Genomic DNA, 14021 nt, shown 5'->3' with positions numbered 1-14021 from the left:
GCACACCCATGCCTTCATCCCACCTCCGGCCGCCCCTCTCCAGAAGAGGGTTCCTGACGGCGAGCGCCGGTGCCGGCGCCACGCTCGCCCTGGCACCGGTCCCTGCCCGGGCCGCCGATGCCCTGTCCTGCCCCTTCGGCCGGTACGGTTCACCGGCCGCGCGCCTGACCCCGCAGACCCTCTACGTCGACGCCTTGGGCCAGGGCGACTTCACCTCCGTCCAGGCCGCCGTGACCGCCGCGCCGGGCAGCGGCTGGACCCTCGTCATCGCGCCGGGCACCTACCGGGAGACGGTCTCCGTCGACCGCTCCCGCACGGAGATGACCTGGCTCGGCGCCGGCGACGGCCCGCGCGACGTCGTCATCGTCTACGACAACGCGGCCGGCACCCCCAAGCCGGACGGCTCCGGCACCTACGGCACCACCGGTTCGGCCACCACCACCGTCCGAGGGGACGGCTTCACCGCTCACCGGATCACCTTCGCCAACGACTTCCTGCGCGAAGAGCACCCCGGGATCAGCGGCACCCAGGCCGTCGCCATCAAGGTGCAGGGCGACCGCTCGGCCTTCCACCACTGCCGCTTCCTCGGCCACCAGGACACCCTGTACGCCGACTCCAACTCCTCCACTCTCTTCGCCCGCCAGTACTTCTCCCACTGCTATGTCGAGGGCGACGTCGACTTCGTCTTCGGCCGGGCCACGGCCGTCTACGAGCACTGCCACTTCCGCACGCTCAACCGCACGGACCTCTCCTCGGCCCCGTACGGCTTCGTCTTCGCACCCTCCACGGAGCGCACCAACCCGCACGGCTACCTGGTCCTGCGCGGCCGGGTGACGAGCGAGGCCCCCGACGCCTACTACAAAGTGGCCCGCCCCTGGGTGCCCAGCTCCAGCACCACGGCCCGCCCGATGCTCACCGTCCGGGAAACCTGGCTCGGCCCCGGCATCGACGCGGTCGCGCCCTACGCCAACATGCGTGACGCCCATCCCTGGCAGGAGCAGCGCTTCGCCGAGTACCGCAACAACGGCCCCGGCGCGGTCGTCACGGTCCACGAGAACCGGCCCCAACTGACCTCGGCCGAGGCCCGGTCGCACACCAAGGAGACGTACCTCGGCGACTGGCGGCCCGGTGCATAGGGTCGCCGCCCTTCTCGTGTGCGTGTGCGTGTGCGTGTGCCTGTCCTGGCCGGCTCCGGCTGCCGCCGCCGAGCGGGAGCCGGTCGGCTGGGCCGCCACCGGCCCCGGCACCACCGGCGGCGCGGGCGGCACGACCTGGACGGTGTCCACTCGCGCCGAGCTCAAGGAGGCACTCGCCAACCGCGGCGCCCCCACCGCGCCCAAGGTGATCCGAGTCGTCGGTGACGTCAACGGGCATGAGGCGGACGACGGTTCGCTGCTCGGGGAGCAGGACTACGCACCCGGTTACGACCTCGCGAAGTACATGTCCTGCTTCGGCGAGGACGGCGCCACCTGGTCGGACACCCGCTACGACTACTGCAGGCAGCAGCGTCAGCTCCGGCAGACCGGGTCGAACCAGGAGAAGGCGCAGATCCAGCTGACCGTGCCGAGCAACACCACGCTCGTCGGCGCCGGCGACGACGCCCGGCTCCTCGGGGTCTTCCTGACCGTCAACACCGGCACGAACATCGTCGTCCGCAACCTCCACCTCGAAGCACCCGTGGACCACTTCACCACCTGGTCGCCGGGCGACGGCACCCAGGGCAGCTGGGACGCCCGCTTCGACGCGATGACCGTCATCACCGGCAAGCACATCTGGATCGACCACTGCACGTTCACCAACGGCCGCTTCCGCGACCGCGAGGCACCCGTCGGCTTCCACGGGGAGCGCGTCCAGCGGCACGACGGGCTGCTGGACATCGAGGACGGCTCCGACTTCATCACCGTCTCCGACAGCCGGTTCACCGACCACGACAAGGCGATCCTCATCGGCTCCGGCGACGGGCGCGGTGACCGGGACCGGGGGCACCTGAAGGTGACGTTCGTCCGGAACCTCTTCACCGACATCGTGCAGCGCGCCCCGCGCGTCCGCTTCGGGCAGGTGCACGTCGTCAACAACGTGTACCGGGGACGGGCGGCCGACACCGTCTATGCGCTCGGCGTCGGCGTGGAGTCCGCGATCTTCTCCGAACGCAATGTGTTCCGCTACCGGCGGGGCTCCCCGTCCCTCACGGTCGCGGACTACGGAGGTGAGCGCTTCCGCGACACCGGCTCCTGGTTCAACGGTCGCCCCGCCCACCTGAACGCGGTGGCGAGCGGCCTCGGCCTCACCACCGATGTCGGCTGGGACCCCGCCGACGTCTACGACCACCGGCCCCTCAGGTCCGCGCAGGCGGTCGAGGCGTGCGTCCTCCGCCACGCCGGCACCGGGAGGCCGTATGAGCGGCCATGACGCGGTGGGACGCCGGGCCTTCGTGGTCGGCGCCGGGGCAGCGGCGCTGTTCGCCGGGGAGCGGTGAGCGGGGCGGAGGCGGCCGTGGTGGACGGCCCGCTGCCCGGCTTCCATCCCGCCCTCAAGAACGGACTCACCTTCCCGCTCGCCTGGGGACGGGCACCGATCCGCGACTTCCGCGCCTGGCGCCGTGCCGCCCGCGCCAAGGTCGAGGAGCTGCTGATCGTCGACCGGGACGAACACACCCCGTACACCCCGGAGTTCGGCGCCAGGTCCGAAGCCGACGGCTGTACGCGGGAGCTGGTGACCCTCTCCCTCACCGGCTACGAACGCATCCGTGGCGCCCTGCTCACCCCGCACGGCCCCGGGCCCTTCCCTGCGGTCCTGCTGCTGCACGACCACGGCGCCAGGTTCGACATCGGCAAGGAGAAGCTCGTCCGGCCCTGGTACGACGACGCGCGGCTCGCCTCCGCGCAGGCCTGGGCCGACAAGTGCTTCAGCGGGCGGTTCGTCGGAGACGAACTGGCCCGGCGCGGGTACGTCGTGCTGTGCCTGGACGCGCTCGGCTGGGGCGACCGGGGCCCGCTCACCTACGACCAACAGCAGGCGCTGGCCGCCAACTTCTACCATCTCGGCTCCTCGCTCGCCGGACTCATGGCCCGCGAGGACGCCCGCGCCGCCGGGTTCCTGGCGGGCCTCGACCGGGTGGACGCGCGCCGGGTCGCGGCCGTCGGGTTCTCCATGGGCGCGTTCCGTGCCTGGCAGACCGCCGCGCTGACCGACTCCGTTGCGGCCACTGCGGCCGTCTGCTGGATGACCGGCCTGAAGGAAATGATGGTGCCCGGCAACAACACCCTGCGCGGCCAGTCGGCGTACTACATGCTCCACCCCGGGCTCGCCCGGCACCTCGACATCCCCGACGTGGCGAGCATCGCCGCCCCCAGGCCGATGCTCTTCTTCAGCGGCGCCCTGGACCCCCTCTTCCCCGCCGACGGCGTACGGGTGGCCCACGACAAGCTCACCGCCGTCTGGCGCTCGCGCCACGCCGAGGAGCGGCTGCGCCTGAAGGTCTGGCCCGATCTCGGCCATGTCTTCGACGACCGCATGCAGGACGAGGTGTTCGCCTGGCTCGACACCGTCCTGTGAACCGACGGCTCGCTGCCCGTGGCCACGTTCCTGACCACGGGCAGCACCACCATCGGCGCGACGACGGACTGAGCTAGCGCCGTACCGGCCTGATCGACTCCAGGGTCGGCACCACCGGCTTGATCGTGCCGTCGGCCGCGAACTCCATGCGGTCGATGGTCGTCTCCCGGTGCGTGCCGTCGCCGCCGGCCGTGCCGGGGCCGTTCAGCGCGAACCGGTGGTAGACCATGTACCAGTCGTCGGTGCCGGGAGTGTTCACCACCGAGTGGTGGCCGGTGCCCTTGATTCCGTACTCCAGGCGCTTGGACAGGATCGTGCCCCGCTTGGTCCACGGGCCGAGCGGGGACGGTCCCGTCGCATAGGCGACGTGGTAGTTCTCGCTACGGGTGTCGTCCTCGGACCACATGTAGTAGTACGTCCCCTTGCGCTTGACGACGAAGGCACCCTCACGGAAGTTGTCCGGGGTGATGTCCCGCACCTTCGACGGGTCGTACGAGGTCATGTCGTCGTTGAGCGGGACGACGTAGCCGCGTCCGTTGCCCCAGTAGAGATACGACGTACCGTCGTCGTCCGTGAAGACGGACGGGTCGATCATCTGGCCGCTGAGGGAACCGCCCTTGGCGACGAGGGGTTTGCCGAGGGCGTCCTTGAACGGGCCCGCCGGCGAGTCCGCGACGGCCACCCCTATCTGCTGCTCGGCACAGAAGTAGAAGTAGTACTTGCCGTCCTTCTCGGCGATCGCGGGAGCCCACGCGTTCTTGTCGGCCCAGGAGACATCAGGCCCCAGGTCGAGGATCACGCCGTGGTCCTTCCAGTGGACCAGGTCCTTCGACGAGAACGCCTTGAACTGCGTACCGCTCCAGCCGGGGAAGCCGTCCGTGGTCGGGTAGATCCAGTAACGGCCGTCCATGTAGCGGATGTCGGGGTCGGCGTACAGCCCCGGAAGGACCGGGCTGCGGGTCGGCACCGCCTCGACCGTCCAGGTTCTCGTCGTTCCGTCCGCCGCCGTCACCTTGTACGTCTGCGGCTTGCGGAAGTCGCGGCGCGTGCCGCTGGACGGGGTCACCTTCGCACCCGCGCCGACGGCGAGCCGGGGCGCCAAGTGCCGGAGATCCGCCCCGGGTTGCATCGGCAGCACGACCTTGCTCGTCGCCTCGGTGACGACCGCGTACCCCTTCTGGCCCTTCGCCGTCGCGTCCACGACCGACGTCGGTGTGACCGGGTAGGCCGACAGCAGCCGGTCGTACTCGGCCTGCGTCACCGGAATCACCGTGCCGTGCCGGGGACTCGCGGGGAGCTGGTAGTTCTTGGACATGGTCCACTTGCCGGAGTCGAGGTCGGTGGTCTCGAAGGGGACGTAGCCCCGGCCGCCGTACTCGTCGATGAACAGGTACCACTTGTCCTCGGTGTTCGACTTGAACACCGTCGGCCCCTCACCGCGGTCGATCGAGCCGCTGCCGATGCAGTCCGAGACGAAGTCGTACGAGGTGTCCGTCAGCGTGGTCGACTTCTCGGCGGTGATGAACTTCGAGCAGGGGCTGGAGGAGGTGGGGTCCCGCTCGTCCTTGGTGTAGCGGTAGTAGGTGTCCTTGTGCTTCACGACGGTCGAGTCGATGACCGAGTAGCCGGGGTCGTCCCAGACCTTCGGCTCGCTGAAGGTGCGGAAGTCCTTGGTCGTCGCGTACAGCATCCTGTTGTACGTCGAGCCGGTGTGGTCGGGGTCGTCGTCGGCGTACAGCTTGGACGCCCAGAACACGACGTACGCGTCCAGCGTGTCGTCCCAGTAGGCCTCCGGGGCCCAGGTGTTGCCCGCGCTGTCCGGGGACACCTTCACCAGGCGCTGGTCGGTCCAGTTGACCAGGTCGGTGGACTCCCAGACCATGATGGACTTGCTGCCGTGTCGCTGGACGTGGTCCCAACTGCCGCTGGAATTGCGGTACATACGCAGGTCGGTGGCGATCAGATAGAACTTGTCGCCCTTGGGGGAGCGGATCACGAACGGGTCGCGCAGGCCCTTCTCGCCGATGGTGGAGGTGAGGACCGGCTTGCCCGCGTTCAGCTCTCGCCAGTGCAGCGGGTCGTTGCCGCGGCTGAGGGCGTAGCGGATCTGCTCGCCGTCGGCGGTGCCCTCACCGGTGAAGTAGGCGAAGAGATAGCCGGCGTACTTGGACTTGCTCACGGGCGGCGCTCCTGATTGCGCGGTGCCGGAGGGAGCGGTGACAAGGGTGAGGAGGAGGGCGAGACAGGCGACGAGCACGGCTCTGGGGCGCATGGGCAGTCCTGTAGGAGTGTGGGCGTTTCTGTTGGACGATGCGGCGGCCTTCGGAGTGTCACCAGTGGGAAACAGCACGTCAATCGGTAGGCATGAGATGGAGGGCGGCGAAAGTTTCGGTCGCTTTCGCCAAGGCCACGGCAACCTCTTCCGGTCATGGCGGCGACTGCATCGACGACCGGTTCTACGACTATCGGGTCGACGATGAACTCAACGGGCACACCGAAAGGCCCCGCCGGTCGTCACCGGCGGGGCCTTTCTTTGCCGGCCGAGGGGGGCTCAGGCCGGCGACTGCTGACCGAGGGGGGCTCAGATCAGCAGGTCCATGGGATCACTGGTACGTGATGTCAGACGCGGAGAATCGGCATTGCGTTGCGTCAGGGGCCATCCTTACGTCTCCTCGTCGCCACACGTGCGGAAAAGGTTGCCGCGTTCTCGGAACTTCTTTACGAATCGCCCTCGGACGCCGACTCGTCGCCCTCATGACGTGCGAAGTCGCCCGCCACGGACAGCTGTTGGCCCCCTGCGGCGGCCGTCGCCGCGTAGCCGTCGTCTCCCGCGTCGCGCCCGCCGCGCTCATGGTTGTACTGCCCGGCGAACACCCACTCGCCCTTCGGGACCGTACGGCCCTCCTTGAGCACCCAGGTGTAGACGAGGAAGCCGTCCCGCTCGCCGACGGTGAAGGTGAAGTCCTGCTCGGGCAGCGCACGCCAGGCGCCGGAGGAACTCACCCCGCCGGTCTGCTTCACCTTCAACTGGACGGTCAGCGCGGTGAGTTGCTCGTCCGTCCGGAGGGTCACATTGCTCTGTGCCCAGAAGTCGTTGCTGTGCGGGTCGACCGAGCCGTCCGACCAGAGCGGGCCGTCCTTCTCGCCGTTGGCGGGCGCCAGGGTGGCGGCGGGCGCGGACGGGGACGGCGATTCGGGGGTGCTCGGTTCCCCGGACTTCGGCGGCGCGCTCTGCGTCGGGTCCACCGGCGGGAGGGGGGCGCGGCTCGTCGCGTCCGGCGACGGCGTGGGCGTCGGCGAGACGGCGACCCTCTGCTGCGGGGAGGGTTCGTCGTTCACGGCGGAGGCGACCGCGTACCCGCCGACGGCCAGCACGCCGGCGACCGCGGCGGTGGCGCTGACGACCCGCACCCAGCCGAAGACCGGCGGGCGGGTGGCCCGGTGGTCGGGCCGGGTCTGCTCGGTCATGCCGCGCTCGACGCGGGCAAGGATGCGCGCGCGGTCGGGCTCGTGCTGTCCGGCCGCCTCGTGCAGCCGGGCGCGCAGCTCGTCGTGCACGTCCCGCCGCATGGTCATCGGTTCCTCCCTCCGGCGTCACTGGTGCGCGCCATCGCCGCGTGCACCCTCTGCGGAGCACCCTGTGTGCCGAGCAGTCTTTGCAGCTCGGCCATTCCCTTCGAGGTCTGGCTCTTCACCGTACCCACCGAGACACCCAGGGCGAGCGCCGTGTCCTTCTCCGAGAGGTCGAACGCATGCCGCAGCACCACACAGGCCCGTTTGCGGAACGGAAGTCTGTGCAACGCCTCCTGGACATCGACCACGCCCGCGACATCCGGGTTCTCCGTCTTCTCCTCGCGCTGCGACCAGAACAGGGCGACCCGCCGCCGCTCGCGGACCGCGCTGCGGATCCGGGTACGGGCGAGATTGGCGACGACTCCGCGGGCGTAGGCCACCGGATGATCGGCGGCGCGCACCCGGTCCCAGCGGTGCCACAGCGCCAGCAGCGCGTCCGCCGCCAGATCGTCGGCGGCGTCCGGTTCACCCGTCAACAGGTGGGCGAGACGGGACAGTTCGGTGTAGTGACGCTCGAAGAAGGCATGGAACTCCACGGAGGCGGCGTCGTCGACGACTGTGCCCACGGGCGACCTCTCCTGGCTCTGCGTGGCATGTGGAAGACGTGTGATCGTCCGGAGACCATCCGGTCGAGATGCGGAAGCCTAGCAGTGGTCGAACAACTGATTCGTACGAGGCTTCGAACGCCGTGTGGCAGGTCGCACGGTGAGAGCGGCCCTGATTCCGTAACACGGAGAAAACCTGAAACGGGTTCGACAGGGGAACAATCCAGCCAGCATCCGCACACTGATCAACCAGGCAGCAAGGAGTACCGGTCCATGTCCGATTCGCAGAAGGTGGCCGACCGGCCAAGTCCCGCGCCCTCCGCGGTGAGCAGCCTCGACCGGTTCTTCAAGATCTCCGAACGGGGCTCCACCTTCGGCCGTGAGATACGCGGCGGCTTCGCCACATTCTTCACGATGGCCTACATCCTTGTCCTGAATCCGATCATCCTCGGCAGCGCCAAGGACAAGTTCGGCGACCAGCTCGACCCCGTCCAACTCACCACCGCCACCGCCCTGGTGGCCGCGGTCATGACGATCATCATGGGCATCGGCGGCAATCTGCCCCTCGCCCTCGCCGCCGGCCTCGGCCTCAACGCGGTCGTCGCCTTCCAGATCGCCCCGCTGATGAGCTGGGACGACGCGATGGGCCTCATCGTCCTCGAAGGCCTGCTGATCTGCGTGTTGGTGCTGACCGGCCTGCGCGAGGCCGTCATGCACGCCATTCCGCAGCCGCTGAAGCAGGCGATCAGCGTCGGTATCGGCCTGTTCATCGCGTTCATCGGCTTCGTCGACGCCGGTTTCGTCAGCCGTATCCCCGACGCCGCCAACACCACCGTGCCGGTTCAGCTCGGTGGCACCGGCTCGCTCACCGGGTGGCCGATCCTCGTCTTCTGCCTCGGGGTTCTGCTCACCATCGCGCTTCTCGCCCGGAAGGTGAAGGGCGCGATCCTGATCAGCATCGTCGCCATGACGATCGTCGCGCTCATCATCAACTCGATCGCCGACGTCAAGGCCTGGGGGCTGACCACGCCGGAGTGGCCCGACAAGATCGTCGACACCCCCGACTTCGGACTCATCGGCCAGTTCAGCCTGTTCGGCGCGTTCAGCGCGACCGACGTGGGTGTCATCACGGTCATCCTGCTGATCTTCACGCTGATCCTGTCGGACTTCTTCGACACCATGGGCACGGTCGTCGGCATCAGCGCGGAGGCGGGTCTTCTGGACGAGCAGGGCAGGGTCCCGAACCTCGGCCGGGTCCTCCTCATCGACGGTGCGGCGGCGGTCGCGGGCGGCGCGGCGTCCGCGTCCTCCGCGACGTCGTACATCGAGTCGGCGGCGGGCGTCGGCGAGGGGGCGCGTACGGGCTTCTCGAACCTGGTCACCGGTGGGCTCTTCGCACTCGCCCTGTTCCTCACGCCGCTGCTGACCATAGTTCCGCTCCAGGCGGCGGCGCCTGCGCTGGTCGCCGTGGGCTTCCTGATGATGACTCAGGTCAAGCACATCGACTGGGACAAGTACGACATCGCCATCCCGGCGTTTCTCACCATCGCGGTGATGCCCTTCACTTACTCGATCACCAATGGCATCGGGGCGGGGTTCCTGGCGTATGTGGTGATCAAGTCGGTGCTGGGGAAGGCGAAGGATGTTCACTGGCTGCTGTGGGGGGCGTCGGTGTTGTTCCTGGTGTACTTCGCTATTGACCCCATTGAGCAGGTTCTCGGGGTGAAGTGAGGATTCGCTGCGCGGTCGGGTGCGGGTTCGTTGTGGCTGGTCGCGCCCACGCGGCGGAGCCGCATATTGATACAGCCCCGCGCCCCTGACGGGGCGCTACTCAACCGCCGCCTTCATCATTGCCTTGGCTACCGGGGCCGCCAGGCCGTTGCCGCTTACTTCGGACCTTGCCGCGTCCGACTGCTCGACCATCACCGCCACCGCGACCTCCTTGTCCCCGGCCTTCGCGTAGGACGTGAACCAGGCATACGGTGTCTTGCTGTTGTTCTCGCCGTGCTGGGCCGTGCCGGTCTTGCCGCCTACCGTGGCGCCCGATATCTGGGCGTTGGTGCCGGTGCCCTTGGAGACGACCGTTTCCATCGCGGACTGCAATTGTTCGGCCGTGTCGGAGCTGACGATGCGGGTGGTGTCGGTCTTGTCGTCGTAGTTCTCCAGTGCGTTGCCGCCGCTGTCGGTGATCTCGGAGACCATGTGCGGGGTGACCATCTCGCCGCCGTTGGCTATGGCGGCGGACACCATGGCCATCTGCAATGGCGTGGCCGTGACGTCGAACTGGCCGATGCCCGTCAGGGCGGTCTGCGCCTTGTCCATCCCGGACGGGTAGACGCTGGGATAGGCCCGCACGGGTATGTCCTGGGTCTCGTCGTTGAAGCCGAACTTCTCGGCCATGGCCTTCAGCTTGTCCTGGCCGAGGTCGACGGCCATCTTGCCGAACACGTTGTTGCAGGAGTACTGCAGCGCGGTGCGGATGGTGGCGTTCTTGCAGGGGGCGGACGCGTTCTCGTTCTCCAGGGCCCTCGTCGTGCCCGGCAGGGGGTACGGGTTGGGGCTGTCCGTCTTCTCGTCGACCGACGAGTACAGCCCGTCCTCCAGCGCGGCAGCCGCGACGACCAGCTTGAAGGTCGAGCCCGGCGGCAGCGGCTGGCGCAGGGCGCGGTTCGTGAGCGGCTTGTCGGAGTCCGCGTTGAGCTTCTTCCAGGCCGTCCCGGCGGTGTCCGCGTCGGTCAGCGACGTCGGGTCGTACGACGGGGTCGACACGACCGCCAGGATCTTGCCGGTCGTCGGGTCGATCGCGACGGCCGCGCCCTTCTTGTCGCCGAGCGCGTCGTACGCCGCCTTCTGCACGGCCGGGTCGATCGTCGTGACCACGTTGCCCGGATCGGCCCGCTTGTCGGTGACCGTGTCCATCAGGGTCTTCAGCCGGGTGTCCGTGCCGTTGAGCAGATCCTGGTAGATGCCCTCCAACTGCGTGGGCGCGTAGCTCTGCGAGGCGTAGCCCGTCACCGCGGCGTACAGCTCGCCGTCGGTGTACGTGCGCTTGTACGCGAGGTCGCTGCCCTTCGTCCGTGCCGAGCCGGTGATCGACTCACCGGCCACGATGATGTTCCCGAGCGGCGACGAGTACGTCTCGATCGCATTCCGCCGGTTCTTGCTGTCGTCCGCGAGTGCCTGGCCGTCGTAGAACTGCACCCAGGTCGCCCTGACCAGCAGAGCGAACACCAGCAGCAGCGCGAAGACCGATGCGCGCCTGATCGTCTTGTTCATCCCGCCAAGAAGACGACCGAGGCGTTGCGGATCGTTCCGTTCCGCCCGTATTTCTCATCGGGTGTTCATGAAGCCGGCCGCGGCGACTTCAGGAATCCCGCTTCGTACGCGGCGATCACCGCCTGCGTACGGTCCCGCGTGCCGGTCTTCGCCAGGACCGCCGCCACGTGCGTCTTCACGGTGGCCGGGCCGACCTCCATGTGCCGCGCGATCTCCGCGTTGGTCAGTCCGGCCGCCATGAGCCGCAGCACCTCGCTCTCCCGTCCGGTGAGCTTCGCCACCCAGGCGGGCGGAGCGGTGTGCACGCGCGCGTGCTCGGTCGCGAGGGTCCGTACGGCGGACGGGAACAGCAGGCTGTCGCTGCGTGCGACCAGCCGTACCGCCTGCACGAGCGTGTCGGCGTCCGCCCGCTTGAGCAGGAACCCGGCGGCTCCGGCGCGCAGGGCGTCGTACACATAGGAGTCGTTCTCGAAGGTGGTGACGACGACGATGCGGGGTGGTGCGTCGAGCGTCGCGAGGATCTGTTCGGTGGCCCTGATGCCGTCTGCCTCCGGCATGCGGACGTCCATGAGGACTACGTCGGGTAGGAGGTCCCGTACGACCGACACCGCCTCCGCGCCGGTCGCCGCCTCGCCGATGACCGCCATGTCCGGCTCGGCGGAGAGGATCGCGCGCAGGGCTGTGCGGACCATGCGCTCGTCGTCGGCGAGGACGACACGGATCGTCGGGCTGGTCATGCGGGGCCCTTTCTCGGCAGGCGTACGTGCAGGCGCCAGGTGTCTTCGACGGGGCCTGCGTGTGCGGTGCCGCCGAGTAGGCGGGCTCGGTCGGTTATGCCGTGCAGTCCATGGTGCCCGCGGGGGCGCTCCGCCGGACGTCGTTTGTCTGCGGGTTCGTTGTGGCTGGTCGCGCAGTTCCCCGCGCCCCTTTGGGGCGCTCCACCGAGGTCTCTCAGTGGGTTCTCCAGGGCGATGTCCAGGTGGCCGCCCGTGGCCTCGATGTGCAGGGTCACTTGCTTGTCGTCGGCGTGCTTGAGGGCGTTGCTCAGCCCCTCCTGCACGATGCGGTAGGCCTCGCGGGAGACGACCGGCGGGAGGGTCTCGGGGGCGACGTCGATCGTGGTCGTGATGCGCAGGCCGGCCGTGCGGGTGCGGTGTAGGAGGTCGTCGAGGTCAGCGGCGAGCGTCGGGGCCGGGACGGTCGAGTCGCCGTTCCTCAACACGCCCAGGACGGCGTCTAGTTCGGTCACCGTGCGGCGGGTGGTGTCCTCGATCGCGGCCAGGGCCTCGCGGACGAAGTCCGGGTTGGTGTCGAGGACGCGGCGGGCCGCGCTCGCCTGGAGGGTGACGGCGCTCAGGGCGTGGCCGACGGAGTCGTGCAGTTCGCGGGCGAGCCGGTTGCGTACGGCGAGGTCGGCGGCGCGTGCCTCGGCGGCTGCGAGCCGGTCCTCGGGCGTGGGGCCGAGCAGGGCGGGCGCCCAGCGGGCGAGCAGCGCCCCGGACGCGGCCGCGCACGCGGCGAGCGCTACGAGCACCGCCGCTCCCGCGACCGGTGCGAGCGTCAACGCCCAGGTGTGGTCGAGTGCTTCGGGCAGCCCGAGCCGGGGGTCGCGCAGCCCGGCGAAGATGGGCAGCACGATCAGCACGACCGCGAACGGCGGTACCGCGAGCGACATCCCGGCGATGATCCCGCCGAAACCGAGATGCAGCGTGAACCAGGCCGCCGCACGCCCCTTCGCGGACCGGCTCCGTGCGGGCCCGTCGGCGAGCCGGTCGTCGTCCACACCGCACAGCGACCGCACGGCGGCGACCTCGAGCGGCCGGGTCAGCGGGAACAGGGAGGTGAGGGCGGCGATGGGCAACCCCAGGGCGAACGAGGCGAGTTGGAGGGTGAAGGAACCGAACACGTTCGTGGAGCCGGTCGCCGGGCCGACGGCCAACGAGCCGACGAGGACGTACGGCATCGCGAGCGCGCCGCCGAGGATCAGATGGATCCAGCGGCGGCGGGCCCGACGGCCGAACAGGAACCGGGCGATCGTGCTCACGCCGGTTGCTTCGCCGCGGCGGAAGAGCCGTCCCTCGTCCCGGCGGACCGCTCCGCGAGGAAGTGGGCGCCGAGGGTCGCCACCAGGACGCCGACGGTCATCTGGCCAGCGTAGGCGAGGTGCATCACCGGCGTCGGGCGGTCGGCGATGTCGTCGACCCCCGTCAGGGACGCGAGCGCCAGCCAGCCGCCCCAGCAGGCGGCGGCACCCGAACCGACCCAGGCGAGGGCGAGCGGCGTCTTCACGGGCAGCGCCGGGGCGCTCCGGAAGGCGAGCAGCCAGGCGCCGGCCACGGCGGCGGCGAGGAAGAGGGCCGTCATGGCTTCCAGGACGTAGAAGTCGGAGGTCCGGTCGCCGGCCCGTCCCGCACTGAGCCCGGCCGTACCGCCGAAGGCCCACAGCAGGTGCAGGGTGAGCGGCAGCAGGGCGAGTACGGCGGCGGCGCCCGCGGTGACGCGCTGGGCGGCGCCGACCGTACCGCGGGGCAGCTCCCACACGCGTCCATGCCACAGGTGGCCCCAGCGGTCGCGGGCGTACAGCACGAACAGGGTGCCGAGGGCCAGTCCCTGCGCGATGAACCCGGTGTACACGACCCCGAACACCCACTCGTCGAGGAAGGGCTCACGCCCGGTGCCGGCGGCCGTGGACACGCTCCCGCCGAGCGCCCTCACGAGGAGCTGCAACGGAAACCCGGTCATGATCGGCGCGAGCAGCCCGGTCGCGACCCACACCGGAAACGCCGGCAGCCACGCGGGCACCCGCAGCCCCCACGGCCGGGTCAGCACGAGCGCCAGCACGATGACGGCGCTGTCCAGCACCACGGAGATGCTGTTGGCGACCGCCATGGACGTCCGGTGCTCCAGCAGCGAACCGCCGTCCGGAATCCCCACTCGGCTCCCGGCGACCCAGGCGACCTCGAGGGCGAGATACGGCACGCAGGAGGCGACGGCGACGGCACGGAGGAGCCGGCGGGGCTTGGTGGCGACGAGTGACGGGGTCATACGTCCACGCTGCCGTGCGGAGCCCGA

The 14021-nt window shown here is 69.6% G+C and carries 10 protein-coding genes and 1 pseudogene; 4 read left to right on the top strand and 7 right to left on the bottom strand.

The window, feature by feature from the left end; all coding sequences use genetic code 11:
- The first annotated feature begins 8 nt into the window (after nucleotides 1-8).
- The 3 genes and pseudogenes from QQY66_RS10565 (at nucleotide 9) to QQY66_RS10555 (ending at nucleotide 3555) form a co-directional block, all read left to right on the top strand.
- On the top strand, nucleotides 9-1136 hold the full coding sequence (locus tag QQY66_RS10565) for a pectinesterase family protein (protein WP_301978885.1): 1128 nt from the start codon (nucleotides 9-11) through the stop codon (nucleotides 1134-1136).
- Nucleotides 1129-2409 (top strand): polysaccharide lyase family 1 protein, encoded by a 1281-nt coding sequence (locus QQY66_RS10560; RefSeq protein ID WP_301978884.1) that lies wholly within the window; start codon nucleotides 1129-1131, stop codon nucleotides 2407-2409. Before QQY66_RS10565 ends, QQY66_RS10560 begins: the two co-directional genes overlap by 8 nt.
- Nucleotides 2396-3555: pseudogene (locus QQY66_RS10555) on the top strand (dienelactone hydrolase family protein). The gene QQY66_RS10560 and the pseudogene QQY66_RS10555 overlap by 14 nt, the downstream one beginning before the upstream one ends.
- Before the next feature lie 73 nt (nucleotides 3556-3628).
- Here QQY66_RS10555 and QQY66_RS10550 read toward each other — a convergent pair.
- The 3 genes from QQY66_RS10550 to QQY66_RS10540 all read right to left on the bottom strand — a co-directional run bounded on the left by QQY66_RS10550 (nucleotide 3629) and on the right by QQY66_RS10540 (nucleotide 7694).
- Nucleotides 3629-5827 (bottom strand): family 43 glycosylhydrolase, encoded by a 2199-nt coding sequence (locus QQY66_RS10550; RefSeq protein ID WP_301978883.1) that lies wholly within the window; start codon nucleotides 5825-5827, stop codon nucleotides 3629-3631.
- 446 nt (nucleotides 5828-6273) lie between these two features.
- Complete coding sequence (locus QQY66_RS10545; RefSeq protein WP_301978882.1) at nucleotides 6274-7131, bottom strand: hypothetical protein; 858 nt, start codon at nucleotides 7129-7131, stop codon at nucleotides 6274-6276.
- Nucleotides 7128-7694, bottom strand: a complete 567-nt coding sequence (locus QQY66_RS10540; protein ID WP_301978881.1) for a SigE family RNA polymerase sigma factor — start codon at nucleotides 7692-7694, stop codon at nucleotides 7128-7130. Before QQY66_RS10540 ends, QQY66_RS10545 begins: the two co-directional genes overlap by 4 nt.
- A gap of 252 nt (nucleotides 7695-7946) precedes the next feature.
- Here QQY66_RS10540 and QQY66_RS10535 point away from each other — a divergent pair, with 252 nt between their 5' ends.
- Nucleotides 7947-9404 carry an NCS2 family permease gene (locus QQY66_RS10535; RefSeq protein ID WP_301978879.1) on the top strand — a complete coding sequence of 486 codons (1458 nt, stop codon included), beginning with the start codon at nucleotides 7947-7949 and terminating at the stop codon, nucleotides 9402-9404.
- Between the two features lie 96 nt (nucleotides 9405-9500).
- Here the strand turns inward: QQY66_RS10535 and QQY66_RS10530 are convergent, their stop codons facing one another.
- The 4 genes from QQY66_RS10530 to QQY66_RS10515 all read right to left on the bottom strand — a co-directional run bounded on the left by QQY66_RS10530 (nucleotide 9501) and on the right by QQY66_RS10515 (nucleotide 13994).
- Nucleotides 9501-10949: a penicillin-binding protein 2 gene (locus QQY66_RS10530; RefSeq protein WP_301978878.1), complete on the bottom strand. Its 1449-nt coding sequence runs from the start codon at nucleotides 10947-10949 to the stop codon at nucleotides 9501-9503.
- A 65-nt stretch (nucleotides 10950-11014) separates the two neighbouring features.
- On the bottom strand, nucleotides 11015-11686 hold the full coding sequence (locus QQY66_RS10525) for a response regulator transcription factor (RefSeq protein ID WP_301978877.1): 672 nt from the start codon (nucleotides 11684-11686) through the stop codon (nucleotides 11015-11017).
- On the bottom strand, nucleotides 11683-12993 hold the full coding sequence (locus QQY66_RS10520) for a sensor histidine kinase (protein ID WP_301978875.1): 1311 nt from the start codon (nucleotides 12991-12993) through the stop codon (nucleotides 11683-11685). Before QQY66_RS10520 ends, QQY66_RS10525 begins: the two co-directional genes overlap by 4 nt.
- Nucleotides 12990-13994: a hypothetical protein gene (locus QQY66_RS10515; RefSeq protein ID WP_301978874.1), complete on the bottom strand. Its 1005-nt coding sequence runs from the start codon at nucleotides 13992-13994 to the stop codon at nucleotides 12990-12992. The genes QQY66_RS10520 and QQY66_RS10515 overlap by 4 nt, the downstream gene beginning before the upstream one ends.
- Nucleotides 13995-14021 lie beyond the last annotated feature (27 nt).

The sequence above is a fragment of the Streptomyces sp. DG2A-72 genome (assembly GCF_030499575.1).
In the GTDB taxonomy this organism is placed as follows: Bacteria; Actinomycetota; Actinomycetes; order Streptomycetales; family Streptomycetaceae; genus Streptomyces.
Note: the sequence above shows the minus strand (reverse complement) of the source record. Positions and strands in the feature narration are given on the sequence as shown.